Origin of the sequence: Haloarcula sp. K1 (assembly GCF_001647155.1) — an archaeon.
GTDB classification, from domain to species: Archaea; Halobacteriota; Halobacteria; order Halobacteriales; family Haloarculaceae; genus Haloarcula; species Haloarcula hispanica.
The window spans coordinates 399,757-423,247 of record NZ_LRHL01000043.1; the positions used below are offsets into that span (position 1 = coordinate 399,757).

General features: G+C 63.8%; 24 protein-coding genes and 5 tRNA genes. 12 read left to right on the forward strand and 17 right to left on the reverse strand.

Features of this window, described 5'->3' with window-relative positions; translation table 11 throughout:
• Positions 1-77: 77 nt before the first annotated feature.
• Positions 78-647 (reverse strand): hypothetical protein, encoded by a 570-nt coding sequence (locus tag AV929_RS15500; protein ID WP_080510094.1) that lies wholly within the window; start codon positions 645-647, stop codon positions 78-80.
• Between the two features lie 157 nt (positions 648-804).
• On the opposite strand from AV929_RS15500, the gene AV929_RS15505 reads away from it, so the two are divergent.
• Positions 805-2,004, forward strand: a complete 1,200-nt coding sequence (locus AV929_RS15505) for a glycosyltransferase family 2 protein (RefSeq protein WP_064288928.1) — start codon at positions 805-807, stop codon at positions 2,002-2,004.
• A gap of 296 nt (positions 2,005-2,300) precedes the next feature.
• Here AV929_RS15505 and AV929_RS15510 read toward each other — a convergent pair.
• Together AV929_RS15510 and AV929_RS15515 are read right to left on the reverse strand one after the other, a co-directional pair.
• A tRNA-Phe gene (locus tag AV929_RS15510) sits at positions 2,301-2,374 on the reverse strand.
• A 635-nt stretch (positions 2,375-3,009) separates the two neighbouring features.
• Positions 3,010-3,083 (reverse strand) — tRNA-Val (locus AV929_RS15515).
• Positions 3,084-3,180: 97 nt separating this feature from the next.
• Here AV929_RS15515 and AV929_RS15520 point away from each other — a divergent pair.
• Positions 3,181-3,768: a DUF192 domain-containing protein gene (locus AV929_RS15520; RefSeq protein WP_064288670.1), complete on the forward strand. Its 588-nt coding sequence runs from the start codon at positions 3,181-3,183 to the stop codon at positions 3,766-3,768.
• Between the two features lie 39 nt (positions 3,769-3,807).
• Positions 3,808-5,730, forward strand: a complete 1,923-nt coding sequence (locus AV929_RS15525; protein WP_064288671.1) for an ABC transporter ATP-binding protein — start codon at positions 3,808-3,810, stop codon at positions 5,728-5,730.
• Between the two features lie 237 nt (positions 5,731-5,967).
• Here the strand turns inward: AV929_RS15525 and AV929_RS15530 are convergent, their stop codons facing one another.
• On the reverse strand, positions 5,968-6,399 hold the full coding sequence (locus AV929_RS15530; protein ID WP_225306785.1) for a hypothetical protein: 432 nt from the start codon (positions 6,397-6,399) through the stop codon (positions 5,968-5,970).
• Between the two features lie 179 nt (positions 6,400-6,578).
• On the opposite strand from AV929_RS15530, the gene AV929_RS15535 reads away from it, so the two are divergent.
• Positions 6,579-7,022 carry a hypothetical protein gene (locus AV929_RS15535; protein ID WP_050007324.1) on the forward strand — a complete coding sequence of 148 codons (444 nt, stop codon included), beginning with the start codon at positions 6,579-6,581 and terminating at the stop codon, positions 7,020-7,022.
• Positions 7,023-7,027: 5 nt separating this feature from the next.
• Here the strand turns inward: AV929_RS15535 and AV929_RS15540 are convergent, their stop codons facing one another.
• Genes AV929_RS15540 through coxB form a run of 3 tightly spaced genes read right to left on the reverse strand, consistent with a single transcriptional unit; the run spans position 7,028 to position 10,645 of the window.
• Positions 7,028-7,294 carry a cytochrome C oxidase subunit IV family protein gene (locus AV929_RS15540; RefSeq protein ID WP_014041416.1) on the reverse strand — a complete coding sequence of 89 codons (267 nt, stop codon included), beginning with the start codon at positions 7,292-7,294 and terminating at the stop codon, positions 7,028-7,030.
• A gap of 4 nt (positions 7,295-7,298) precedes the next feature.
• On the reverse strand, positions 7,299-9,869 hold the full coding sequence (locus AV929_RS15545) for a cbb3-type cytochrome c oxidase subunit I (protein WP_014041415.1): 2,571 nt from the start codon (positions 9,867-9,869) through the stop codon (positions 7,299-7,301).
• Positions 9,866-10,645 carry a cytochrome c oxidase subunit II gene (gene coxB, locus AV929_RS15550; protein ID WP_064288672.1) on the reverse strand — a complete coding sequence of 260 codons (780 nt, stop codon included), beginning with the start codon at positions 10,643-10,645 and terminating at the stop codon, positions 9,866-9,868. Before coxB ends, AV929_RS15545 begins: the two co-directional genes overlap by 4 nt.
• A 117-nt stretch (positions 10,646-10,762) precedes the next feature.
• On the opposite strand from coxB, the gene AV929_RS15555 reads away from it, so the two are divergent.
• A complete protein-coding gene (locus AV929_RS15555; RefSeq protein WP_014041413.1) occupies positions 10,763-11,287 on the forward strand; it encodes a DUF6789 family protein in 525 nt (174 codons plus the stop codon).
• 27 nt (positions 11,288-11,314) lie between these two features.
• Here the strand turns inward: AV929_RS15555 and AV929_RS15560 are convergent, their stop codons facing one another.
• From AV929_RS15560 to AV929_RS15575, 4 genes are all read right to left on the reverse strand, one after another.
• Complete coding sequence (locus tag AV929_RS15560) at positions 11,315-12,202, reverse strand: DUF4399 domain-containing protein (protein WP_050038250.1); 888 nt, start codon at positions 12,200-12,202, stop codon at positions 11,315-11,317.
• 231 nt (positions 12,203-12,433) lie between these two features.
• On the reverse strand, positions 12,434-12,880 hold the full coding sequence (locus AV929_RS15565) for a DUF5790 family protein (protein ID WP_014041411.1): 447 nt from the start codon (positions 12,878-12,880) through the stop codon (positions 12,434-12,436).
• A 105-nt stretch (positions 12,881-12,985) separates the two neighbouring features.
• The gene (locus AV929_RS15570; RefSeq protein ID WP_064288673.1) at positions 12,986-14,092 is read right to left on the reverse strand and encodes a hypothetical protein; all 1,107 of its coding nucleotides are present in this window, start codon (positions 14,090-14,092) and stop codon (positions 12,986-12,988) included.
• Between the two features lie 73 nt (positions 14,093-14,165).
• On the reverse strand, positions 14,166-14,513 hold the full coding sequence (locus AV929_RS15575) for a dihydroneopterin aldolase family protein (RefSeq protein ID WP_008307666.1): 348 nt from the start codon (positions 14,511-14,513) through the stop codon (positions 14,166-14,168).
• Between the two features lie 74 nt (positions 14,514-14,587).
• On the opposite strand from AV929_RS15575, the gene azf reads away from it, so the two are divergent.
• The gene (gene azf / locus AV929_RS15580; RefSeq protein ID WP_014041409.1) at positions 14,588-15,361 is read left to right on the forward strand and encodes an NAD-dependent glucose-6-phosphate dehydrogenase Azf; all 774 of its coding nucleotides are present in this window, start codon (positions 14,588-14,590) and stop codon (positions 15,359-15,361) included.
• Between the two features lie 110 nt (positions 15,362-15,471).
• On the opposite strand, the gene AV929_RS15585 is transcribed toward azf, so the two are convergent.
• The 4 genes from AV929_RS15585 to AV929_RS15600 form a co-directional block, all read right to left on the reverse strand.
• Positions 15,472-15,696, reverse strand: coding sequence for a hypothetical protein (locus tag AV929_RS15585; RefSeq protein ID WP_008307668.1), 225 nt, complete (start codon positions 15,694-15,696; stop codon positions 15,472-15,474).
• Positions 15,697-15,815: 119 nt separating this feature from the next.
• The gene (locus AV929_RS15590; protein ID WP_196220000.1) at positions 15,816-16,376 is read right to left on the reverse strand and encodes a DNA integrity scanning protein DisA nucleotide-binding domain protein; all 561 of its coding nucleotides are present in this window, start codon (positions 16,374-16,376) and stop codon (positions 15,816-15,818) included.
• A gap of 103 nt (positions 16,377-16,479) precedes the next feature.
• The gene (locus tag AV929_RS15595) at positions 16,480-17,085 is read right to left on the reverse strand and encodes a DUF309 domain-containing protein (RefSeq protein WP_064288674.1); all 606 of its coding nucleotides are present in this window, start codon (positions 17,083-17,085) and stop codon (positions 16,480-16,482) included.
• A 158-nt stretch (positions 17,086-17,243) separates the two neighbouring features.
• Positions 17,244-17,316 (reverse strand) — tRNA-Arg (locus AV929_RS15600).
• Positions 17,317-17,574: 258 nt separating this feature from the next.
• On the opposite strand from AV929_RS15600, the gene AV929_RS15605 reads away from it, so the two are divergent.
• The 4 genes from AV929_RS15605 to AV929_RS15620 all read left to right on the forward strand — a co-directional run bounded on the left by AV929_RS15605 (position 17,575) and on the right by AV929_RS15620 (position 21,082).
• A complete protein-coding gene (locus AV929_RS15605; RefSeq protein ID WP_023843424.1) occupies positions 17,575-17,922 on the forward strand; it encodes a hypothetical protein in 348 nt (115 codons plus the stop codon).
• Positions 17,923-18,114: 192 nt separating this feature from the next.
• Positions 18,115-19,581, forward strand: coding sequence for a single-stranded DNA binding protein (locus tag AV929_RS15610; protein ID WP_014041405.1), 1,467 nt, complete (start codon positions 18,115-18,117; stop codon positions 19,579-19,581).
• 55 nt (positions 19,582-19,636) lie between these two features.
• Entirely contained in the window at positions 19,637-20,074 is a 438-nt protein-coding gene (locus AV929_RS15615; RefSeq protein ID WP_005537260.1) for a histone, read from the forward strand.
• The gene (locus tag AV929_RS15620; protein WP_050037129.1) at positions 20,075-21,082 is read left to right on the forward strand and encodes a histone deacetylase; all 1,008 of its coding nucleotides are present in this window, start codon (positions 20,075-20,077) and stop codon (positions 21,080-21,082) included. It begins immediately after the preceding gene.
• On the opposite strand, the gene cca is transcribed toward AV929_RS15620, so the two are convergent.
• The gene (cca, locus tag AV929_RS15625; RefSeq protein ID WP_064288675.1) at positions 21,061-22,497 is read right to left on the reverse strand and encodes a CCA tRNA nucleotidyltransferase; all 1,437 of its coding nucleotides are present in this window, start codon (positions 22,495-22,497) and stop codon (positions 21,061-21,063) included. The genes AV929_RS15620 and cca overlap by 22 nt on opposite strands.
• Before the next feature lie 95 nt (positions 22,498-22,592).
• Here cca and AV929_RS15630 point away from each other — a divergent pair.
• Positions 22,593-22,665 (forward strand) — tRNA-Asn (locus AV929_RS15630).
• 178 nt (positions 22,666-22,843) lie between these two features.
• Positions 22,844-22,918 (forward strand) — tRNA-Ile (locus AV929_RS15635).
• A gap of 80 nt (positions 22,919-22,998) precedes the next feature.
• On the opposite strand, the gene nikR is transcribed toward AV929_RS15635, so the two are convergent.
• A complete protein-coding gene (nikR, locus tag AV929_RS15640; RefSeq protein WP_008307710.1) occupies positions 22,999-23,409 on the reverse strand; it encodes a nickel-responsive transcriptional regulator NikR in 411 nt (136 codons plus the stop codon).
• Positions 23,410-23,491 lie beyond the last annotated feature (82 nt).

Genomic DNA, 23,491 nt, shown 5'->3' on the forward strand with positions numbered 1-23,491 from the left:
CGGGCTAAGTAATAAACGTCGGTTGCGCCACTCGGTCTACCTGCGTACCGACGCCCGCTGTCGGGCGGTTCCAAGCGCTAGTACCGCGAGAAGTTCTCGTCGGGGTAGACCCCCTCGTCGGTGATATCGACAACATCCAGCGTCGCCAGCCGACTGAGGCGGTCTGCCGCGTCACCCTCGTCGACGCCCAGTTCCACTGCCCGCGCCAGAACGCGGTCTCGGCTGGGTACAGACTCAATGAAGCCGTCGCTGTCCGTCTCTGTTTCCTCTGCGATAATTGCCTTCAGGATGGCCCCATGTTCCCGCTTCGACGGCGTGGTGCTGTCGCCGGTCCAGTCCACGCTCAGCGTCCCGTCCTCGTTGACGTGGGAGACGACGAATCCGTCCGGCAGCGCTTCCGTCACCGCCGCCACCAGCGCCGCCCGGTCGAGTCGCGCCTCGAACCGGAACCGCTTACCGTCTTTGGACTGCTCGATATTCCCGACGTTCGCGCCCGCTTCTGCTATCGCCTCCGAAACCGCGTCGGCAAGCCGGTCCTGTACTGCCGCCGCGACGGCGTCCCGCTCCACACTGAGGGCCGCGAGTTCGTCTGTCAGGGTCGCATGGCGCTCCATCTGCTCGTGTGCTGGCTCCTCTGTCATACCCATGCTACTTGTCGCCACGGAATTACCTGTTCCGGCGGTCGGCCGCAATTCAAACCGACCTCAATCCCGTGTAAATCAGCTTAATTCGGCCAAAAACGACGGTAAGACGGGCTGACGGTGTTCCTGCATGAAGTGGCGTGGGGCACTGGATGGAACCACAATGAAAGTCGAACGCATCACGCTCTCCGGAGTCGGGGCGGTCCTGCTCCTCACGGCCGTGGCCGTCCTCACGCCATCGCTGACACTCGGCCTCGTCGACTGGCACAGCGTGTTCGAACTCCTCCTTTGGGGAACGACGGTCCTGTTCGCCACGTCCGCGCTCATCTGGCTCGTGCTCACCTACGTCATCGGTGCTGGCTATGAACCGCCGGATTCCGTCCACGGCGGCGACGACATCCAGGTCCGCATCCTCACCGTCGACGCCGCAGATGTCGTACAGGCGACCGTGGACTCACTGCCTGCGACCTTCGACGACGTCCGCGTCATCGCCGAGACTGATCTCGACGTCGACGGCGCAACCGTCCACACCGTTCCTGACGCGTTCGACTGCGCGGCAGTCCGCAAGGGCCGCGCCATCGAGTGGGCCCGTCGCACGCTCGACCACGACCGGGAGTTCGTGCTGTATCTCGACGAAGACAGCCACGTCGCGTCCTTCGAGGGGCTGCCCGACGCGGATATCGTCCAACTCCGCGAGGAGCCCCACCGCACTGGTTCGGTGCTGTCCTATCTTGCCGACGTCTACCGGATGGGCGTCCAGGTCGAACAGCGCGCCTTCGCCCGCCTCTCTATCCCGCTGTTCGCATGGGGCGGGGGCATCGCCGTGAGGCAGTCCGTCGAGGACGAAGTGACCTGGAACCGCGAAACTATCGTCGAGGACACCGCGTTCGTCTGGGCGGCCGCCCAGCGACTGGAGGACTTCTCGTTCGAGCTCGCGACGGCCACCTGCCGCAACGAAGCTCCGCCGTCGCTGACCGAAATCACTCAGCAACGCCGCCGCTGGGCCGCCGGCAACCTCGAAGCGTCGACGGCCCTTCCTCTGGGCTACCAGCTACTCACTCGTGTCCGGAACTACGCATGGGCGCTCTCACCGATTGTCACGCTCATCGTCGTCCCGCTGTCGGTTCTCGGCGTCGGCGTTGGCTCTAGTGGCCTGTTTACGCTTGCCTCGGTTACGCTTGGGCTGCTGACGTTCTTCTGGTATCTTCGCGGCGTTCAGTACTACGGCCCGGACAAAACCGAGTGGCTGCTGGCTGCCCCACTTGCCCCGCTTATCACTGTCGTCCACTCGATGGGTACTGTCGCCGGCATCCTCGACCCACCCGAAGGGTTCCGCGTCACGGAGAAGGTCGGCAACGGGTAACCCCTCGCTTCAGTCGCTATCTAGTACTCTCGGTGTTTGATTACAGGCAGCCTGTCGTAACGCAACTCTCGGCTCCCCGCTCGCAGGGACGGGGACAGCTCGATCTTCAGTCGAGTATAAAAGTTACGCGAATGGAAACCGCGTAGAATCGGGATGCCGCCTCCCGAATTGTGAACTACGCCGAGACATTCCTGCTCGCTTCGCTGCGCGGGCTGTGACTCGTCTCGTTCAAATCCGCTCGGTTCGCACACTGGATTCTGACGGTTCGCTCCGCTCACCGGTCAGAACCACAGAAGTGCCGCCTCCCGGATTTGAACCGGGGACAGCTCGATCTTCAGTCGAGTGCTCTCCCAGTCTGAGCTAAGGCGGCGTGCACTCCAAGCGATGACGAGGGTAGAAAAAAGCATTTCGAAAGCGGGCGCAGGTTCTGTGGGGTCGGCCGGGCGGTTCGACCGCCGATTACGGGAGGAACAGGTCCGCGCTGTCGAACGTCTCACCACAGTCGTCGCATTCGTACTCAGTGCCGTTGGTCGTCGAGACGTGCCCGCTGCAGGCCGGACACGTCGAGCCATCTATCATGCCACGCACTACCACCACTCCGGATATATGGATTACGGGCGACTATCAATCGAGATAGACGCTCTGGTACCTGGGTCATGATATCGTGCGCGACTCGCAGGAATCGAATCCACAGGGACCATCCGCTCCTCACGTCCGTTCGTCGCAGGATGGGTCCGGGCGTCCTCGTGAGCGAATCGAACGAGGGCCCGGGAGAGCAGTGCTCTCCCGGCGGATTCGAACCACGGTCACTCCGCGCTGCTTCGTTCCCTGATTCGAACCGCCCGGCCGAATCACACATGCGGCGCTCGGAGGTGAGCGCCGCGAGAAGTTCAGTGGGTCCGGGCGGATTCGAACCGAAGCCAGACGTGCTCACTGCGTTGCGCGCGACTGGCAGGAATCGAATCCACAGGAACCATCCGCTCCTCACGTCCGTTCGTCGCAGGATGGGTCCGGGCGGATTCGAACCACCGGCCTCGGCCTTGTAAAGGCCACGTCATAACCAACTAGACCACGGACCCGTATGCCACCGTTTTCCATCGGCAGGAATAACGCTTTCTCTCTCGGTCGACAGTGGGCACCGACAGTATTACCCACGGCCTGCCCCTCACACGGGGTATGCAGCGCCCCGCTGTGATTGTTCTCGGACTTGTCGGCCTCCTCGTCGCGGCTGCCGTCGTTCTCCAGACTGGCCTCTGGATCGAGGTACTCGGGACCGGCGAGTACGAGGAGGGCACAGTGACGGTTCGGGAAGCCTCGGACGCGGCGACACCGACCGCGACACAGCCTTCGACGGATACTTCGATGCCGGAGACGACCATCGCGGCCCGTGAACAAGAGGCTGGGGAACCGCTGGGCACGGTCGAGGTTCGCATCGCACAGACGTTCGACCAGCGGTACGTCGGATTGAGCAAGACCGAGTCGCTTGGGCCCAACGAAGGAATGCTGTTCGTCCACGACGAGGCGGGCCAGCACACCTACGTCATGCGGAACATGTCGTTCCCGCTTGACATCATCTTCATCGACGCCAACGGCACTATCACGACCATCCACCACGCGGCGCTCCCGCCGGAGGGGACCTCCGAGAACGGCCTGACAGGCTACGCGGGGCGGGGCAAGTACGTCCTCGAAGTGAACCGCGGGTGGACAAACCGGACCGGCGTTGCGGTCGGCGACCGGGTCGACCTGCCGCCCGAAGCCACGTAGCCCGACGGCCTTTTGCGGGCTCAACCCTTGGATTCGACAATGGATTTCGACGCGGGTTCGGACGACGACGTGTTCGAAGACGCCAGGGAACGCGTCGACCAGCCGATGCTTCGACTGTTCACCGGCTACGGCCGAGGACAGTGGGGAGCGTTCGTCGTCGGCCTCTGCAGTTCTATCGTGGCTCGGATGTTGGACCTGCTGCCGCCGATTCTTTTGGCGCTGGCTATCGACGCTATCTTTCTGCAGGAGGTCGAATACGGGCTCTTTCTGGTTCCCGATGCATGGATTCCCAGCGGGCAAGGCCCACAGCTATGGCTCACGGCCGGCATCATCGCCGCGTCGTTCGGTATCGGGGCCGTCTTCCACTGGAGTCGGAACTGGGGCTGGAACAAGTTCGCCCAGCACGTCCAGCACGCCGTCCGGACGGACACTTACGAGACGATGCAGCGGCTGAACATGGACTTCTTTGCCGACAAGCAGACCGGCGAGATGATGTCGGTGTTGTCGAACGACGTGAACCGGCTGGAGAAGTTCCTCAACGACGGCCTCAACTCCGCTTCCCGGATGATAATCATGGTCGTCGGCATCGCCACGTACTTGTTCTACATGAACTGGCAGCTAGCGCTGGTCGCGCTGTTGCCGGTCCCGATTATCGCCGTGTTCACGAAGCGATTCATCGACGTCATCCAGCCGAAATACGCCGAGGTGCGGTCGACGGTCGGCAAGCTCAACTCCAGACTGGAAAACAACCTCAGCGGCATCCAGATAATCAAGACCGCCAACACCGAGCCCTACGAGGCCGACCGGGTCGAGGACACCTCCGAAGACTATCTGGACGCCAACTGGGACGCCATCGAGACGCGAATCACGTTCTTCCCTGGCCTCCGGCTGGTCTCTGGCATCGGCTTCGTCGTCACCTTCATCGTCGGCGGGCTGATGGTGACCGGTCAGGCTCCGGGGCCGCTCACGGCGAGTCTCTCCCGCGGGCAGTTCGTCGCGTTCATCATCTACACCCAGCGCTTCGTCTGGCCGATGGCCCAATTCGGACAGATTATCAACATGTACCAGCGGGCCTACGCCTCCGCCGAGCGCGTGTTCGGGCTGATGGACACCCCCGGCCGCCTGGAAGAGGCCGCGGACGCGCCGCCGCTCGACGTGACCGAGGGACGGGTCGAGTACGACGACGTGTCCTTCAGCTACGACAGCGACGACGAGTCGGTGCTCTCGGACATCTCTTTCGAGGCTGACGGCGGCGAGACGGTCGCCCTCGTCGGCCCGACCGGTGCGGGGAAATCCACCGTCCTGAAGCTCCTGCTCCGGATGTACGACGTGGATTCCGGCACGGTCCGCATCGACGACCAGAACGTTCAGGACGTCCAGATTCAGAGCATCCGTCGCGCCATCGGCTACGTCAGTCAGGAGACGTTCCTGTTCTACGGCACCGTCCGCGAAAACATCGCCTACGGGACGTTCGACGCCACCGACGAGGAAATCGTCGCCGCCGCGAAAGCCGCCGAAGCCGACCAGTTCGTCCGCAATCTCCCGGACGGCTACGACACGATGGTCGGCGAGCGCGGCGTCAAGCTCTCGGGCGGCCAGCGCCAGCGCATCGCTATCGCCCGGGCGATTCTGAAAGATCCCGAAATTCTCATCCTCGACGAGGCGACCAGCGACGTGGACACGGAGACGGAGATGCTCATCCAGCGGTCGCTTGACGACCTGACCGCCGACCGGACCACGTTCGCCATCGCCCACCGTCTCTCGACGGTGAAAGACGCCGACACGATTCTCGTCGTCGAGGACGGCCGTATCGTCGAACGGGGGACCCACGACGACCTGCTCGCAGCTGACGGCCTCTATGCTAACCTCTGGGCGGTCCAGGCCGGCGAAATCGACGAACTCCCCGAGGAGTTCGTCGAGCGGGCGATTCAGCGACGGGCGCGGACGGATGCTGATGACTGAAACGGTGAGAACGCAATGTTCGAACCGTCAGTTATCAGCAGTTGCCGACGATTGAAGCGGTGAGGACGCCATGTCTGAGCCGTTTGGCTCTGTTAACAGCCGCTTCTCCAGACCTAAAATGGGCTGAAACAGCCGGTCGCTGAAGGGTGTATCCTCCCAGACTCAACCTCTATCCTGTCACTTTAGCTTGACAGTGCCAGCTGGGCCATACGATGGGCTACAGCACACTCTCACAGCTTAGGCAGCAGTTCCGCCGCTATCGCCGACCGACCCTCGCGTGACAAACAGATACGAAACGACGAACGAGACCACAAACAGCGGCGGGAGAGCCAGAACTTGCATCATCGGGTCTGGCGGTGTGACGAACGCGCCGACCACGAACGCCAGAAGGACGGCCAGCGAGTAGGCAGTGACCACCCGTTCACGCCGGTCGGCTGGCTCCGTGCGCGGCTCCCAGTCGTTTCGGACGTAGCGGACCCAGACATAGTAGACCAGGCCAAAACCCGTATACAGAAACAGGAACGTCCAGAGAGTTGAGCCGTTACGTGCGCTGGCCTCCGCACGGGCCCAGTAGCCCAGTGCGATCAGATTTCCAAGGATGATGGCGACCGAAAGCGCGAAAGCAGCACCCATAAACGGCTGTTCACCGGCGAACGGGGCGAATTGCACAGATTCAAGTTGTTCTTAGACACGCATAGACTTTCTGTGAAAGGATAGACACCGTCCGCTGGCCAAATAGCAACATCTGTCCGTTAGCAGCGGTTGCCGACGACAACAGCGACGAGAACACCGGTTTCTCGTCGGCCGGGCACAAACGATTATTACGCATTGTGTTGTAATGCTATCACATGTCAACCACGTACCTCGCTAGCACGGCACTAATGGGCGTGTTGGTGATGGCGGTGGTCGCATGGATGGTCCGCGGGCGCGGCTGGTATCAGTACAGTCCGGGGGCGTCGACGAGCGGCCGGTCCCAGGCGGGCGACCTTGAGAGTCGGTTCGAGACGTACGCTGACGAGCCGATGGTCTGGGTCGCCGCGTTCGCGGTGCTGGTCGTCGGGCTCCTCATCGGTGTCGTCGCGTCCATCTCCGGCCCCGTCGAGACCCAGTCGATAGCCGGGCTGGCGGTCGCTGTCGTCGGCGGGGCGGGTCTCTGTGGCTACCTGCTGTTTGGGGTGTATCTCTCGGCGACGCGACGGGGACATCCCCGCTCGCTAGCGGTCGCCGAGTCCGCGACTGTCGCGGGCGTTCTCTTTCTCATCGCGGTCGGTTTCCAGCTTGTCGGAGCCTGAGACCCTCACAGTATCGAGTACGCGGCGGCCCCGGTCAGCGCGAGCGCAGCAACAGTCCCGCCCAGCACGAGGTACGTGACGGCGCGGGGTTCCCAGCGGAGGTGCTGGTAGTACGCGGCGACGCCGACGGCCTTGATAACCGACAGCACCATGATGAGCGCGAAGGCGGCCCAGTAGGCGCTGTCGACGAGGCCGGCGAACTCGACGACGGCCTGTGCGGTCGCGAACACGAACAACACGACGTATATCACGGTGTAGCCTTTCCAGTCCATTGTTCTAGAGGATGTAAAACAGCGGGAACAGGAACAGCCAGACGATGTCGACGAAGTGCCAGTACAGGCCGAAGTACTCGATGGCCCTGTCGTCGCCCTGGTAGGCCCCGTTCCAGGCCCTGACGGTCATGTACGCACAGATGACGAGCCCGATGGTGACGTGAGCGCCGTGGAGCCCCGTCGTCAGGTAGAACGTCGACGACGCGATGTTCGTCGAGAGGTTCCAGCCGTTCGGGAACGCCTCTGTGCTGATGTGGAACAGGTGCTGCCACTCAAGGCCCTTGTTGATGAGGAAGCCGACCCCGAGCGCGAACGTCCCGACGAGCGCGGCGACGGTCCCGCGCTTGCTCTCGCGCTCGGCGGCGACCATTGCCAGCACGACGAGGAAACTCGACGTGAGCAACAGATACGTGTTGATGAGGCCGGGCATCGTCACATGTTCGGCCGGGATGAGGTCGTGGTGCCAGGCCGTCCAGCCGTACGCGACCCGGACGAAGGCGTAGGAGCCGATGAAGGCCCCGAACAGGACGATGTCGCTGGCGAGGAACGTCCACATCCCGAGTTTCATCTTCTCGACGCGCTCGAAAGGCCACCGCTCGGCGATGGCCATCTCCGGCGCGTGGAACGGCTCGCGGGTCATCCCGACGAGCGACCCGAACGTCGCCACCCCGCCGATGGCCGCCATCGACAGGTAGAACACGCTCCCCGTCCGCACGCCCGAGAGCCCGAGAAAGGCGATGAACCCGCCGAGGCTGACGAGGAACGGCCAGAAGCTGGCGTGGCTGGCGTGTTCCTCGCCGCCGACCTCGTGGGCCGGCTCCACCGAAGTGGCCGTCGCCGCGGCCCTCGCTGTCACCGCGCCGCCGTCCGTCGCGGTCCCGCCGTCGGTCGCCGCGTGGCCGTGGGCCGCGGCTCCGGGCATGCTTTCGGTCCGCTCGGCGACCGTCTCCTCGTCGAGGAACTCCAGTTTCCCGGTGGCGTAGCTCGGTACACCGGGGAAGTTTTCGAGCGGCGGCGGCGAGGCGGCGGCCCACTCGGCGGAGGTGGCGTACTCCCAGGGGTTCGGCCCGACATCCTCCCCGCGCCAGAGGCTCACAAAGAGGTTGTAGAACATGAGGAGGAAGCTCGCGCCGAGAATGAACCCGCCGACAGTGGCCATCGTGTGCCAGATCTGCAGGCCATCGGGGTAGACGAACACTCGCCGCGGCGTCTCCCAGGCGATGAACATCGGGAAGTACAGCAGATTGAACCCGAGGAAGTAGACGCCGAACTGTATCTTCCCTAGCGTCTCGTTGTACATCTTCCCCGTTATCTTGGGATACCAGTAGTAGAGGCCGCCGAACAGCGCCGTCGCGCCCGCGACCATCACGTAGTGGAAATGCGCGACGACCCAGTACGTCCCGCGGAACTGGTAGTCCAGCACGATTGCGCCGAGGAAGACGCCGGTGATGCCGCCGATAATGAACAGGATGAGCGCGCCCAGCGAGAACAGGAACGGCGTCGTGAACCGGACCCGACCTTTCGCCATCGTGTAGATGAGCGAGAACACCATCAGGTCGAAGGGTAGCGAGATGCCGATGGTCGTCGCCATGAAGATGGTCTTGATTGGGAGGTTGATGCCGGTCAGGAACATGTGGTGCATCCAGACGACGAAGCTCTGGAGCGCCACCAGCACCATCGAGATGATGAACCACTTGCGGCCGACCAGCCGCCGCCCGGTAAAGGTCTGGAAGCACTCGGCCATCACGCCCAGCGCCGGGAAGAAGACGATGTACACCTCCGGATGGCCGAAGAACCAGAACAGGTGCGCCCACAGCAGCGACGCACCCGGGTTGTCCGCGTCGGTCGCCATCGTCGTCCCGTCGATAGAGTACTGGAAGTAGGTCGTTCCGAGGACGTGGTCGGAGGCGAGTATCATCAGCGCCGCCAGCAGCGCCGCGAAGGCGAACAGCATCATCCAGACAGTGAGGTTGATCGACAGCGAGAAGATGGGGATGTCCCGCATCCGGAGCCCCTCGGCGCGCATCCGGTACATCGTCGTCAGGAAGTTCACCGACCCCAGCGTCACCGCGGCGGTGAACATGATGAGTGCCAGCACGACCGAGGTCGCCCCCAGTCCCTCGCCGGGGATGTACGCCGGCGTGTTCAGCGGGGCGTACATCGTCCACCCGCCCGCGAAGGTGGTCCCCTGGAAGAAGGAGACGCCCATCAGGATGCCAGAGAACAGGTACAGCCAGTACGACAGCGCGTTCAACCGCGGGAAGGCGAGGTCGTCCGCGCCGATCTGTAGCGGGACGAGGTAGTTCGCAAAGCCGAAGGCAAACGGCGAAATGAACCAGAACACCATCAGGAGGCCGTGGGTCGACACTGCCTGGTTGTACCCCATTGACCCCAGCAAGTCAGCGCCTGAGGAAATCAGTTCGAGGCGGAACAGCAGGGCGAGGACGCCGCCGAAAATCAGGAAAAACAGCGCGGTGATGAGATACAGCACGCCGATGTCCTTGTGGTTGGTCGTGAGGAACCACCGGCTGACCGACGACTTGGGCGGCAATCCGTGTTCGTGGTCGTGGCTCATGCGGGCGCACCTCCGAGGGCGGTCGCCTCAGTCGCGATTCGCTGGTCCGTCTCGTTGCCGCTCGCCGCCGTCCCGTTCGTCTCCGCGTACCACTCCTCGTACTCGTCCTGTGGCATCACAACCACATCCGTCGTCATCAGCGAGTGGCCGCTGCCACACAGCTCGTAGCACTTGGCGGCGTAGGTCCCCGTCTCGTTGGCCGTGAACCAGGCCGACGTGTACTGGCCCGGAACGGCGTCGGTCTTGACTCGCAACTCCGGTATCCCGAAGTTGTGGAACACGTCCGTCGAGGTCACCTGTAACCTGACCACCCGGTCCTGTGGCACGTAGAGCGTGTTGGTCGTGTGCCCGTTCGGGTACACGAAGTCCCAGCCGAACCGGTATCCCTCCACGTCAATTTCCAGCGCCTCCTCTTGAGCCAGATCGGGCCCCTGCTCGATGTACAGCAGTTGCGAGTACGTCCAGGCGATGAGCGAGACGACGATGATGGCGCTGATGCTGAACGAGTAGAACACCTTCCGGCCACCCGCGCCGCCGGTCGGCATCTCCCCCATTTCGGGCCGTTCGACCTTGTCGGCGTACGGGTCCGTTCCGCCCCCGTCGTCGCGGTACTTGAGCGCGTGGTACATCGTGTACGCCACGACGACCACCCCGACGGCCGTTCCCAGCAGCAGGAACACCTCGAAGATCTGGTCGAACACCGCACTGGGTGCCCTGACGTCGCCACCGTGCAAGGGGAACACAACCGTGGCGTATGTTATCAAGGATACCGCCATTTCTTCATGATTCTTCCCACCTTGTAATAGGTATTGCGGACAGATTTCTGACATATGTCCTTCGCTGGCCTAACGTGTGCGGGAACTTTTTTATCTACTGCCATGTTACAACACACCATGGAAGACACGTCACCCGGCGTCGAGGACCCGCCTATCAACGACGACGGCCTCACAGAGGTCGAGGAGTTCGATAGCCTCGCCGGGATTCTCGCCGACGGTGTCGTCGGTGCTGCCGGCGGGCTGGTCGGGACCGCGATGATGTCCGTCGTCTTCCTCATCGCCCAGTCACTGGGCGCGTTCAGTCTCGACGACTTCGCAATCCTCACCGAGCTCGTGGGCCTGACCGGCTACGTCCCGGAGGTACTGTTCGGCTTCTTCATCTTCCTCGGCGGCGGGATGTTCCCGTGGCCGCTGCTGTTCGCTTCGCTGAAAGCGTACCTCCCGGGCCAGTCCGATCCCGTCAGCGGCGCGTTCTTCGGCGGCGCGATGTGGACCGGGTTCGTGCTCGCTTTCTACACCGACCAGTCCGGACTCACGCTGGTGCTGTACGCGGTGCTGACGCTCATCGCTCACGTCGTCTACGGCATCGGTCTCGGCGCGGTGTTCAACTACTTCTCGACGCGCCCGGACTCTATCGTCTGAGGCCGAAGACCTGTCTGAGATTGCGAGCTACTCCGTCGTCACTGTCTCCGACGCGGTGAGCGTCGTCGCACGGTGTGTTGCGGACGCGATCTGGAAGTGAACTGTGTGCTCGCCGGCCTCGTATGCATCGCCCAGTTGCTCGGCGAGGTCGAGGCTCCCGCTCGTCGAGCCATCGCCGTAGTGGACGTGTCGCGCATCGTTTGGGATGACCTCGCCGGTCGGCACCGGATCGGTGTTGACGATCGCGTGCAGATGGCCCGTATTCGACGTGATACCGTCGCTGGTGGGTCCGATGGTGTAGTTCTCGACACTGGCCTCCCAGTCAACGACGCTCCCGTCGACGCTCGTCTCGACACTGAGGCTGGCCTCGTCGCTGACGGTCACGTCGACGCTGTCGGTCAGTGCCATCGCCGTGTGTGCGCCGTCCCCCAGTTGGAGGTGGAGCGTGTGCTCGCCGGGGTCTAGTTCCAGCACGCCGTCTTTCTGCCCGGTCCCGTAGTGGATGTGGGCGTCGTCCGTCGGAATTGTCTCGCCCGGCGTTACAGGGTCGGCGTCAACGATGATGTGGTAGTGCCCGGCCCCGCTGGTCACTTCCCCGGCTTCTTCGATGGTAACGCCGTCGGCGGTTGCCCGCCACTGTACGGACGGACTGGTAAGGGCCGCAGTATCGTTTGGGACCGCAACGGAGACGCTGGCGTTCTGTCCGACGCCGTTCCGATACGCCCCGGTCTCCGCTTCTGTGGTGTCGGTGTCCCCGCCGTTCGCTGGCTCCGTTGCCATGCTATCGGTTCCGTCTGTCCGGGTCGGTGTCACCGCGCCGCCGCCCGACTGGTCCTCGCTACAGCCCGCGAGACCGGTCGCTACAGCAGTCGAGACGCCACAGACGAACGTTCGGCGTGTGAGTCTGTCGTCCATATCGCGTGGCCGGAACTGTTGCTCCACGAACACTTAAGCGCTCGACCGGCCGTAAATACGGCTTTGGATAGAATGTCACACCGGTTGCCAGGCACCGGCCGGACCTGTTTCTGCAGTCAATTTCACCGAAACCGGGACTTGCGGGACAAAAGTCGCTGGACGACGCGAGCGATGCGCTGGTGACCGGCGGAGAACGCGGTGAGCATTCGCCGGAACGTGGCTAGCTTGCGCTCAGGCTTCGGCTTCCGCATCGGCGTCGCCGTCCGCCTCCGCGTCCGCCCCGTCTTCACCCTCGAACTCTTCGAGCGTGCTTCGGAGCTGTGGGATCGTCGCGGTGAGGTCACCGATCTGCTCGCGGGCGTCGTCGACGTCGTCGATGAGGTCGGCGATGGTTTCGATTTCCTCGGCGAGGTCGTCGGCGTCCTCGAAGGCGTCCGCGCGTTCGCCCATCGTGTACCACTTCTTTGCGTCGCGGAGGTGGTCCTCGGCGTCGCCCACGTCGAGTGCCGTTTTGAGCGAGTTCAGAACGCCGAGCGTGTTGTCGGCCTCCACGTCCCAGACCGAATCGGCCTCGGGGAGCGCGTCGCGAGCCTCCGCGAGCGACTCCTCGACGTCCGTGCGCATTTCATTGGCCGCCTCTCCGAACAGTTCGTCGTCGTCCAGACTTGACTGACTCATACGGAGACGTTGGGGCGGTGAGGGATTAAAAGCCCGCCTGAAAGTGAAAGTGAAAACGCAGGACGTGACCGGTCGGCAATTCCTGAAACCGAAAAGCCGTTGTGGCTACTCGGCCCGGATGTCCGAGCGCACCTCGGGAATCGGGTCCATGTCTGCGTCGATGTCACCCAGCACGAGCATCGCGTAGTACCGCAGGAACGTCGTCAGCGGGACCTGTATGAGCGCACCGATAACGAGCAGGACCAGCAGCCCCAGCAGCCCGACAACCCCGGCCAGGACCACGCCGACGGAATTCTGGAGCGCGAGATACAGCGCAAACGCAACGAGCCCGAACGGGATCAGAACGACGATAAATGCGATGATGCCGAGAATCGCGCCGACGATACCGACACCGATCTGGAGGACGATGGAGAAAAACAGGTAGGCGAGGTACTGCTTGGGGTGGCCTTTCATCGACCCCCAGAGCCGCGACCACCCGGAGAGGACGCCGTCATCGTCCGCCGTCATCAGCGGGACGACAAACACCGTGGTGAAGCCAAAGACGATACCGTAGCTTATCGCGAGCACCGCGAAAACGGCGATGAACAGTCCCGATAGCGCGAGGGCGCTCGACGTACCGACGTTTGCGGCTTCGCCACCGAGCGCCAGGAAGAACACGGCCGCGCCGATCACGAGCGCGATGCCGAGCCAGATAACCCCGAGGACAAGCCGAAACAGGAACAGCCGTATTCCGTTCCCGACGTGCTCGCTGAAGTACCGGCGGACGTGTATCTCGCGGTCGATGAGCGCCTGGGTCAACACGAACTCCATGAAGTTACTCAGGATGCCGTACGCGAATGCCAGCAGGATGAACAGGCCGATGACGGCGAGCACAAGGAGCCCAGCCCCGGCGAGTAGTTCGTCCGGTGCGCCGGACGGGACGCCGGGCTCGGAGACTTGCAAGGCGAGGTTCCCGGGCACGGACATCACAGTTTCAAGCGGCGCGGCCAGCTGAAACTCGCTTCCCGGGCCGCTGGGACCGCCGGGTCCGCCGTTCCCGCCGAAATCGCCGAAGTTGCTGAACGACTGGACGTTGTTCAGTCCGACACCACCGCCACCGATGAAGAACACGACGAACGCCATTCGGAGCCACGTTCCCTTCTCGAACGGGAACAGGAACGACTTCGTCGCGTCGATTGCGTCGTCGATATCGTCGACTGCGTGGAGGGCCATATCGGAAGCCTCACAGCCCGCTCTGGTAAAATTTTCGGGCCTGTGACAGTGATTCAGGCTCCCGTCCGGCCATTCACTCCTGCACTGCGTCGACCTGCATCAGCGGGTAGCCGTCCTCCATCGCCATGCTTGTCTCGACCGTGACGCCCTCGTATTCGATGCGCATCTCGACGTCGATGAACCGCCCAGTAAGTTCGGTGTAGTCCGCCCCGCCCTCGGCGATAGCGTCTTCCAGCGCCTCTGTTCGGACGCTGACGGTGACCGCCTCACAGAACGGCTGGTTCTCGATGGCTTCCTCCATCGCCGCCGCGAGCGAGTCGGCGCTGGCCGGGCTGATCGGGGTGCCGGCGAACTGGTGATACAACGACCCGAACTTGACGCCCGCTTCGAAACACGCCTCCTGCGGAGCTGTGGGTTCCATACGCTCGGTCCGGCTGGGCGACACAAAAGCGAACCGCAAGCTACCTATTGCGTGCGACGTATCGTCTCATACGAATGGACGACCCGGTTCTGCTCACCGGCGCTGGCGGCGCTGTCGGGGCGGCCATCCTCGAAGGCCTCGAGGACGCCTACGAGTGGAAACTCATGTTCCACAGCCCACCCGCCGAGGAGCCCGACCACGAGTACCTCGTCGGGGACGTGTCCAGCGAGGGCGACGTGGCCGCGGCGATGGACGGCGTCAGCGCCGTCATCCACCTGGCCGGCGACCCCCGGCCCGAAGCCCCCTGGGATTCCGTCCTCGAAAACAACATCGACGGCACCCAGAAGATGTACGAGGCCGCCGTCGACGAGGGCGTCGAGAAGTTCGTCTTCGCGTCCTCGAACCACGCCGTCGGCTCCTTCGAAACGGACGAGCGCACGCCCGAGATGTACCGCCCGGACGACCAGTACCGCCTTGACGGGACCGAGCTCCCCCGCCCCGGCAACCTCTACGGCGTCTCGAAAGCCACCGGCGAGGTGCTGGGCCGCTACTACCACGACCAGTACGGGCTCTCCGTCTGCAACATCCGTATCGGCAACCTCACGCGGGGCCACCCGCCGATAGACTACGAGCGCGGGCAGGCGATGTGGCTCTCCTACCGAGACTGTGCTCACATCCACGACTGCGCGCTCCAGGCCGACTACGAGTACGAAATCGTCTACGGGATCTCCGATAACGACCGCAAGTACTACTCCATCGAGCGCGCGAAAGAGGCACTCGGCTACGACCCACAGGACAACTCCGCGCACTTCGACGGCGAAGAACGCGTCGCCGAACCGGAGCCGTAGCGCCGTTACCGGCGTCAGTGAGCTTTTGCCGTCTGCGCCAATACGGTAGCGTCTCCGAGCAACAGGCTGGTTCGAATCGTCCAGTCGCTCTGTCGGACACCAGTCCGGTTCTATTCGTCCGAAGAAACGATCCCACTCGCTTCGTCTGTTATCTTCTCCGAGATGGGGCCGACGCTCGCTCGCTTCTCGCCGATCGTGGCTCCGACGAGTGCACCGAGCGCGGCACCACTACTCGCCGCACTTTTACTGAACAGCCCACCGATTCCAGCACCGACGGCAGCGAAAGCGGCAGCGTTCTTGGCACGACTCCACGCACGGATAAGGCGGGACTTCATGTCTCAATCTATTCGGAGTGTTGACATAAGTGCGTGGGTTGGGACACGAACCCAGCAAAAACGCCCGTATCGAAGCTCAGGTCGCCGAACCGGAGCCGTGGCGGGCACACCACGGACCGCTACCACTTCTCGCCGAGCACGCCGCGCTGCCGGTCCTCGTAGGTCCCGTCTCGAAAGACAGTGACCCGCCCGTTCTCCTCGCTCAGCGTCACCACTGCAAACACGGCGTCCCGAGTGGAGGTCTCCAGCGCACTCATGTGTCGTGTCCCCATCCAGTCAGCATACGGGAGCTGGTCGACAGTTTCCGCCTCCGCTTCAGTCAACTGCGTGAGCCGAACCATCGATGATCTGACTGTGCCGTCACTGCGGACGACAACTGCGCCGTCACACGCAACCGCAACCGACTGGGCCGCCTCGAACAGCGCCCCGGACTGGTCGAACACGCTCGGGCAGTCCTCGACCGGCCACCGGTTCGACCCCATCGGGTCGGAAAACGCCGTCGTCGGGTCGCGCTCGATGACGACGTACAGCCCCGGCCCCCGTACGTGAGCGTCGTCCCACCGGTCGAACGCCAGACTCACGTCCTCGACACAGCCCCTGATTCGGTCGAGAACAGCACTCTCCGGGGCAGCCTCTCTCTCCGCGTCTGTGGGACTCGGACGTTCAATCGAGTCGCTCATTCGGTCGTCTGTCGGTTGGGCCGCCACGGGCATAGTCGGTGCGGATTTCCGGAAAATCCGTTGTGTTGATTAAATGGGTAACCAGCCAGTCAAGCGGCCCGAGCTACTCGAACAGCCCCCGCACGTCGTCGTCTTTCTGCTGTTCCAGTTCGACGTGGTCCCGGAGCCGCTGGTAGACGACGGGGCGCTGGTCGCGCTCGCGCACGAACGAGAACACCATTCCGACGAACTGCGAGCCGCCGTCGCCGTCGAGTTCATCTCGCGCGCGGTCAACAGCGTCGGCGATGACCGCCTCGTTGTACCGGCCAGCCTCCGCCAGCACCCCGGCGGCGACGGCCGTGGCGTCGAAACCAAGTGCGCCGTAGCCAATCGCTTCGCCGTTGTGTGTCAGCGTCGGCGGGTCCGCTGCATGGTGTGGGTCCGCCGCTGTCGCCACGAGGAACGACCGGACCTCGTCTAGCGCCACACCGTGATACGGGTCCGGCAAGCCGTCGAGGTACTCCGTCGCGCTCTCGGCCAATCCCTGCGCGCCCGACCAGTTCTCCTCGCTAGCGTGGTGGACGACTGCGGTAAACTGGATGAGACCGTGCAGAAACCGCTCGTCGTCACCTTCGTCGAGGTCCAGCCAGTACGCCTCCCACGCGTCGTGTGCGGCGTGGTAGCGACCTTCGTTGTACACTGCGATGCCGGCACGGAGATGGTCGCGCACACGGTGGGTTGTATTCGCGGTCGGAAAACCACATCGCCATCTGTGCAAAGTTTCGACAACGAGACCCTATTACCGTCGCTCGGCGGTTTGCGTCGGTAGAAACGTCCGGACGGGGTTCCACGCGAGCGTGGAGCACGTCCGGTCGTGAATGGAATGAACGTCCGGACGGAGATTTGAACTCCGGTCCCTGGCTCCGCAAGCCAAGAGGATAGTCCACTACCCTATCCGGACTCATTTCCAGAGAGGGTGGTGCACCTAAAAAGGGTGACGGTTCGCGTGCCGTCACGCGACGGGTAGGCACACTTCGCTACAACGCTGATTTGAGCGACCGGGAGTATCTTTCAACTGGCCTACATTCGGGCGAATATGAAGCGGCGACAACTCCTACGATACGGTGGTCTCGGTTGCTCGATAGCGCTCGCTGGCTGCTTTGGTGGGGCGCCCGGTAGCGGGGAAACATCCACAGAGGGCGCGAGTGAAACCCCGAGTGTGAACGAGACAACATTCAGCGTCACCCAGCGACAGTCCGGGTCACAGACAAGTTCGGCAACGGTGGCTTTCGACGGCGATCAAGTCGTCGTCGAAGGCACTATCTGGGGATCTGATGGGTGCAAAACGGCCGACCTAACAGACGTCACGTACGATTCGAGTGCCGATGAACTTCGCATCAGTGTTGGGACGAAGGATAAACCGGACGCTGGCGATGTGTGTACGCAAGCCATTATGGAGATCGACTACCGGGCGACGGCGACGTTTGAGAACGGGCTCCCCGGCACGGTGTCTGTGTCTCACGACACCGGCGACGGCCAGAGCCCCGTAACAACAGCGACACGCTAACGGCTGCCCACGACTCTCTCAACGTGGTGGCATAACAGTGCCCGCTGTCGGGCCAGCGGACGAGGGTTTATACCCCATCGCATGACCACCATCGAGTAATGGACGGGAGACCACCGAAATCGACCGACAACGGCCGCTCGCTCGCCCAACGACAACGCTTAAGCGCGCCCCAGCCCAGCGTCCCATAGATAGATGGGTGCGATAGAGGACATTTACGAGGACCTAGAGACGGACGTCCCCGAGGAGGAGTTCCGCGAGGCCGTCGAGGAGAAGGTCGAGCAGATGGGCGGGCTCGCCGACGAGGAGACGGCCGCGATGCTGTTGGCCCACGAGCTCAACGAGAACGAGGTCAACGCCATCGCCGATATCGAACCCGGGATGGACGAGGTGAAGTTCCTCGCCAAGGTGATGGCCATCGGCGACCTGAAGACCTTCGAACGCGACGACGAGGACGAGGACGGCCGGGTCATCAACGTCGAGGCGGCCGACGAGAGCGGCAGCCTCAGGCTCGCCTTCTGGGACGGCCAGGCCGTCGACATCGACGAGGGGCAACTGGAGGTCGGCGACGTACTCCGGGTGAAGGGTCGGCCGAAGGACGGCTACAACGGGCTGGAGGTGTCCGTCGACAAGGCGGAGCCGGACGACGACGCCACAATCGACGTGGAGCCGGGCGCTGGCTCGTCCATCGACGCGCTGACGATGGGCCAGTCCGACGTGACGCTGCGCGGGCTCGTGCTTGATACCGACACCATCCGGACGTTCGACCGGGATGACGGCAGCGAGGGCCGTGTCTCGAACCTCACGCTCGGCGATGAGACGGGGCGTATCCGGGTGACGCTGTGGGACGACCGAGCCGACCGCGCCGAGGAACTCGATGCGGGGGCGGCCGTGGAGATAATCGATGGCTACGTCCGGGAGCGGGACGGCTCGCTGGAACTCCACGTCGGCGACCAAGGGGCCGTCGACGAAGTGGATGACGACGTGGCCTTTGAGCCCGACGCTGACCCAATCGCGGAGGTCGAACTCGAAGAGACAGCCGATATTGCTGGCGTCGTGCGCTCGGCCGACCCCAAGCGGACGTTCGACCGCGACGACGGCAGCGAGGGACAGGTCCGAAATGTCCGCATCCAGGACGCGACGGGCGACATCCGCGTGGCGCTGTGGGGCGACAAGGCGGACAAGGACATCGCGCCGGGCGACGAAGTGCTCGCGGCGGATGTCGAAATCCAGGACGGCTGGCAGGACGACAAGGAGGCCTCGGCGAGCTGGAACTCTACGGTCGTCGTGCTCGACGACGGCGCGGATCTGGCGACTGGTGGCGCAGGTGGGGGAGCCAGCGCCGAGACGACCGACGCCGAACACGCTGGCCTGTCCTCCTTCGGTGACGGTGCGGACGACGCTGATACCGACAACAGCGGCGACGGGGCGGCCGCAGTCAGTGCTGGTACCGGCGACACGTCGCCGGACGGTGGCGCACAGAGCGCCGGCCAGCAGGTGGAGTTCACCGGCACCGTCGTCCAGACCGGCGACCCCGTGGTGCTGGACGACGGCGAGCAGACGATGAGCGTCGAAACCGGCGAGCGCGTGCAGTTAGGGCAGGAGATAACGGTCCGTGGCGAACTCCACGACGACCGGCTTCACGCTGAGGACGTGTTCTGAGTCGCCGAGCGACGCTACGGAAACTCTTAAGACCGCAACACTCCCGGGTTTGGGTATGAGTGTCGAGCTACCGTTCGCACCGGTGGATGCGGTCATTCGGCGGAACGCGGACGGGCTCCGGGTGAGTGCCGACGCTGCGGAGGAACTGGCTCGTCGAATACAGGACCACGGCGCTTCGCTTGCCGTCACAGCAGCTACCGAGGCCACCACGGACGGCCGAAAGACGCTGATGCCGGCCGATTTCGGCATCGAGCAGGTCCCGGAGAAGGACGGCCTCGAACTCCCCGTCGCGCCGGTCGACCGCATCGCACGGCTCGACATCGACGACGACTACCGCGTCGCAATGGACGCCCGCGTCGCCCTCGCGTCGCTCCTCGAAACGTACGCCGACGACACGGCCGCCGCGGCCGCCACGTTGGCTCGTCACGCTGACCGTCGGACGATCAAGGCAGCTGACGTCGAAACGTACTTCGAACTCGAACAGTACTACTGAATGAACTTCGGCTACCGCGAGGTCTGTCTGGACCACGACACCGGGCCGCGACATCCGGAGAGTCCCGACAGACTTCGAGCGATACGGCGCGCGCTCAAGGAGAACCACGGTGTCGAGTACGTCACCGCCGACGACGCCGACATCGACCTCGTGCGCGAGGTCCACGACACCGACTACATCGAGGAGTTCCGCGAGTTCTGTGACGACGGCGGCGGGAACTGGGACGCCGACACCGTCGCGGTCGAGGAGACGTGGGACGCCGCGCTGGCCTCGGCCGGCCTCGCTGTCTGGGCGGCGGAAGCCGCGCTTGACGGCAACGCCGGCCGCGACACACCGTTCTCTCTGGGCCGACCGCCCGGCCATCACGCTGTGGGCGACGACGCCATGGGCTTCTGTTTCATCAACAACGCGGCCGTCGCGGCACAGGCGGCCCTCGAAGCCGATGCCGAGCGCGTCGCCATCTTCGACTGGGACGTCCACCACGGGAACGGTACACAGGACATCTTCTACGACCGTTCCGACGTGTTCTACGCCTCGATACACGAGGACGGCCTCTACCCCGGCACTGGCGACATTGAGGAGACCGGCACGGGGAACGCCGACGGCACGAACCTCAACGTCAAGTACAAGCCCGGCGCTGACACCGCCGACTACCTCGCCGCGATCGACGAGTGCATCGCGCCGGCCATCGAGGACTACGACCCCGACCTGTTGCTCATCAGCGCCGGCTTCGACGCGCACGAACACGACCCGATTTCACGGATGCGCGTCTCGACGGAAGGGTACGGCGCAATGACGGACCGCATGCGCTCGCTCACAGACGCCTGTGACGCGGCGCTTGGAATCATCCTCGAGGGCGGGTACGGACTTGATACCCTCTCAGACTCGGTTACGACCGTTCACGAAGTCTTTGACGGCTACCAGCCGATGGAACCGGACGACGACGTCAGCGACGACGCCCGCGACGTTCTCGATGACCTCGCCGATCAGGGCTTCGGCTCGAAGTAGTCCGCCAGATCGACGCCGAAACCGTCGGCAAGCGCTGTAATCTCTGTGCCGACCAGTACCTCGTAGCCGTCCTCCAGTGCCGACTCGATCCGTGGCCCCAGCCCCACGTCGAAGACAGCATCGCTCAACAGGAACCCGGTAGCTGTGGTGATCGCGCGTGGCCGCTCGACGACGTAGCGGTCGCCGTCGATGAAGGGGCCGGCCACCTCGGGGTCGTCGTCGTACTTCTCGAAGAACCCGCTCGCGTGCTCGCGGACGTGGACCGGCGGCCCTTCGTGGCGCTCGACGGCCGGCCGCTCGGCGACGGCAAATTCGAGCAGCAGGACGGCGTCCCGCTGTGCTGGTGATCCGCTGTCGCCGCCGGCGGTAGCTCTCGCACTGTCGACGGCTCGGCCCCCGTCGTCTCCGCTGCCGTCCTCGACGAACGCGGCCGACCGCAGGACCTCGAACCCCAGTCGGTCGAGTTCGCTGCAGAGCCCATCGAGGGATTTCCGGAGCTGGGGCCAGAGCTGGTCGTCGACCACGTCCGGGGCGACGAAGCGGAGCGCCATCGGCGTCGTTTCCCGCTGTGACACAGCGGCTTCGATGTCTGGTGCTGCGAACGGCTCAGGGTCGTCCTCGGTGAACAGCGAGGCCCGTGGTTCGGCGAGCAGGTCCCGGGCGTAGTGCTGGAGCCTGGCGACGTTCGTGGCGGACAGCACCGCCGCGACGTTGCGCTCCGGGTCCGTCGGGTCGATGACGACCAGCGGGTCGTCGAACGTCTCGCTCCCGTGGTCCTCGGGGTCCAGCCGAACCGGCGGGTACCAGTCCGCGACTGCCTCGACGAACGCCCGGAAGCCGCCGTACTCGAGTACCAGCAGCTCCGTCAGATAGCCCGAGAACCCGCGTGTTCGGAGGTCGCTCCCGTAGACACCGATGCCCTTCAGGAACTGCTTTGCCACCCGCACCTCGCCCGCGCCGTCGTCGTCCAGTCGCTCCTGCAGATATCTGGTGTGAAACGGCGTCCGGTCGACCGCGGACTGGATCTCGGTGGCGTCCTCGACCGCGTAGCAGGGCACCAGATCCACGGCGTACCCCTCGCGCTCGCCGACGACGTAGGGGTGTTCGGCGTACTCCTCGCGCCCATCGGGGAGGACTTCGTGCCCGACCGTCAGCCCGTATTCCTCCAGCGCTTCGCGGTCGAGTGACGGTGGAAAACAGACGAACACGTCCACGTCTCGGTCGCCGGCGGTCCACGTTCCGCGGGCCGTCGATCCGACTTGCACTACCTCCGCAGCGACCGGCAGGTCCGCGATGGCTGCTTCGGCGTCGGCCATCACCGCGTCGGCGACCCGCTGTAACTGCGCTCGCTCGTCGTCGGTTGGCGAGGCCCGTGCTCGCATCTCCTCGACGACGGCGTCGAACTCATCGCTCATACCGCCGCTTGCGCACAAGTGCGTGAAAGCGTGTCGATGCCGACTGGAAACGAAAGCCCTAATTACCAACTCTGGCAATGATTGGATGCGTTCGCGCCGCCGTAGCTCAGTTGGTAGAGCACCTGGTTGTTACCCAGGTTGTCCCAGGTTCGAGCCCTGGCGGTGGCGTCGTTCTTTCACTCACAAATCGACGATGCGACTCCGTCACTGTCGGCTTTCAGGGCCGCTGGACGGTGAGATATGCAGCCGATGCACGAAACTCTCTGTATCGACCCACCTGTCTCTCCGAACCCCACCACTCCAACCCGACAGGCTAAAGATGCGGACTCATCAACACCATTCTGAAGGGCCCTTAGCTTAGTCTGGTTAAAGCGATCGGCTCATAACCGATTGAGCGCTGGTTCAAATCCGGCAGGGCCCATGTCCACCACTGGCAGAACGGTCTGCAATGCGGTCGGAGTCTCATATTTTCGAGGGGAAGGCGACTCACACGCCCACAACTCACTCGTCCACGACGACGACCTTGACCTGTTGGACACCACCAATCGCCCGGAGACGGTTGGCTAGCTCCGTGATATTGCCGCCCGCGCCCTCGACGACCAGGGTCTCCATGCAGGTGTCGTGGGAGAGATGAATGTGCTGGACGGAGGTGATGATGTCGGCCATCTCGTGTTGGACCGTCTGAAGCTCGTCTGCGATGCCCGAGACGTGGTGGTCGTGGACGATGACGATGGTCCCGTGGTGGTGTTTTTCGTCACCGGACTCCCACTCGTAGGTCGCAAAGAAGTCACGTAGCGAGTCACGAATGGCTTCCGACCGGCTCGCGTACTCCCAGTCGTCGACGATACCGTCGAGTCGGTCGACCATCGACGAGGGGAGTGTCAGGCTGATCCGGTCGAGGTCCTCACTCATGTGTGTCGATAGAGAGGGGCTCGCATATGGATATCCGGGCTTCGGTAATACTCACTCGCCGGCAGTAATACTGCCCGATGAA

Excerpts from the sequence above, each read along its gene's own strand:
- AV929_RS15565 (WP_014041411.1), bottom strand. The coding sequence starts at position 12,880 with ATGAGTCAGTCAAGTCTGGACGACGACGAACTGTTCGGAGAGGCGGCC.
- AV929_RS15575 (WP_008307666.1), bottom strand. The coding sequence starts at position 14,513 with ATGGAACCCACAGCTCCGCAGGAGGCGTGTTTCGAAGCGGGCGTCAAG.
- AV929_RS15540 (WP_014041416.1), bottom strand. The coding sequence starts at position 7,294 with ATGGACTGGAAAGGCTACACCGTGATATACGTCGTGTTGTTCGTGTTC.
- AV929_RS15555 (WP_014041413.1), top strand. The coding sequence starts at position 10,763 with ATGGAAGACACGTCACCCGGCGTCGAGGACCCGCCTATCAACGACGAC.
- coxB (WP_064288672.1), bottom strand. The coding sequence starts at position 10,645 with ATGGCGGTATCCTTGATAACATACGCCACGGTTGTGTTCCCCTTGCAC.
- nikR (WP_008307710.1), bottom strand. The coding sequence starts at position 23,409 with ATGAGTGAGGACCTCGACCGGATCAGCCTGACACTCCCCTCGTCGATG.
- AV929_RS15570 (WP_064288673.1), bottom strand. The coding sequence starts at position 14,092 with ATGGCCCTCCACGCAGTCGACGATATCGACGACGCAATCGACGCGACG.
- AV929_RS15525 (WP_064288671.1), top strand. The coding sequence starts at position 3,808 with ATGGATTTCGACGCGGGTTCGGACGACGACGTGTTCGAAGACGCCAGG.
- cca (WP_064288675.1), bottom strand. The coding sequence starts at position 22,497 with ATGAGCGATGAGTTCGACGCCGTCGTCGAGGAGATGCGAGCACGGGCC.
- AV929_RS15615 (WP_005537260.1), top strand. The coding sequence starts at position 19,637 with ATGAGTGTCGAGCTACCGTTCGCACCGGTGGATGCGGTCATTCGGCGG.
- azf (WP_014041409.1), top strand. The coding sequence starts at position 14,588 with ATGGACGACCCGGTTCTGCTCACCGGCGCTGGCGGCGCTGTCGGGGCG.
- AV929_RS15545 (WP_014041415.1), bottom strand. The coding sequence starts at position 9,869 with ATGAGCCACGACCACGAACACGGATTGCCGCCCAAGTCGTCGGTCAGC.
- AV929_RS15535 (WP_050007324.1), top strand. The coding sequence starts at position 6,579 with ATGTCAACCACGTACCTCGCTAGCACGGCACTAATGGGCGTGTTGGTG.
- AV929_RS15620 (WP_050037129.1), top strand. The coding sequence starts at position 20,075 with ATGAACTTCGGCTACCGCGAGGTCTGTCTGGACCACGACACCGGGCCG.
- AV929_RS15500 (WP_080510094.1), bottom strand. The coding sequence starts at position 647 with ATGGGTATGACAGAGGAGCCAGCACACGAGCAGATGGAGCGCCATGCG.
- AV929_RS15590 (WP_196220000.1), bottom strand. The coding sequence starts at position 16,376 with ATGAGCGACTCGATTGAACGTCCGAGTCCCACAGACGCGGAGAGAGAG.
- AV929_RS15520 (WP_064288670.1), top strand. The coding sequence starts at position 3,181 with ATGCAGCGCCCCGCTGTGATTGTTCTCGGACTTGTCGGCCTCCTCGTC.
- AV929_RS15560 (WP_050038250.1), bottom strand. The coding sequence starts at position 12,202 with ATGGACGACAGACTCACACGCCGAACGTTCGTCTGTGGCGTCTCGACT.
- AV929_RS15505 (WP_064288928.1), top strand. The coding sequence starts at position 805 with ATGAAAGTCGAACGCATCACGCTCTCCGGAGTCGGGGCGGTCCTGCTC.
- AV929_RS15585 (WP_008307668.1), bottom strand. The coding sequence starts at position 15,696 with ATGAAGTCCCGCCTTATCCGTGCGTGGAGTCGTGCCAAGAACGCTGCC.
- AV929_RS15610 (WP_014041405.1), top strand. The coding sequence starts at position 18,115 with ATGGGTGCGATAGAGGACATTTACGAGGACCTAGAGACGGACGTCCCC.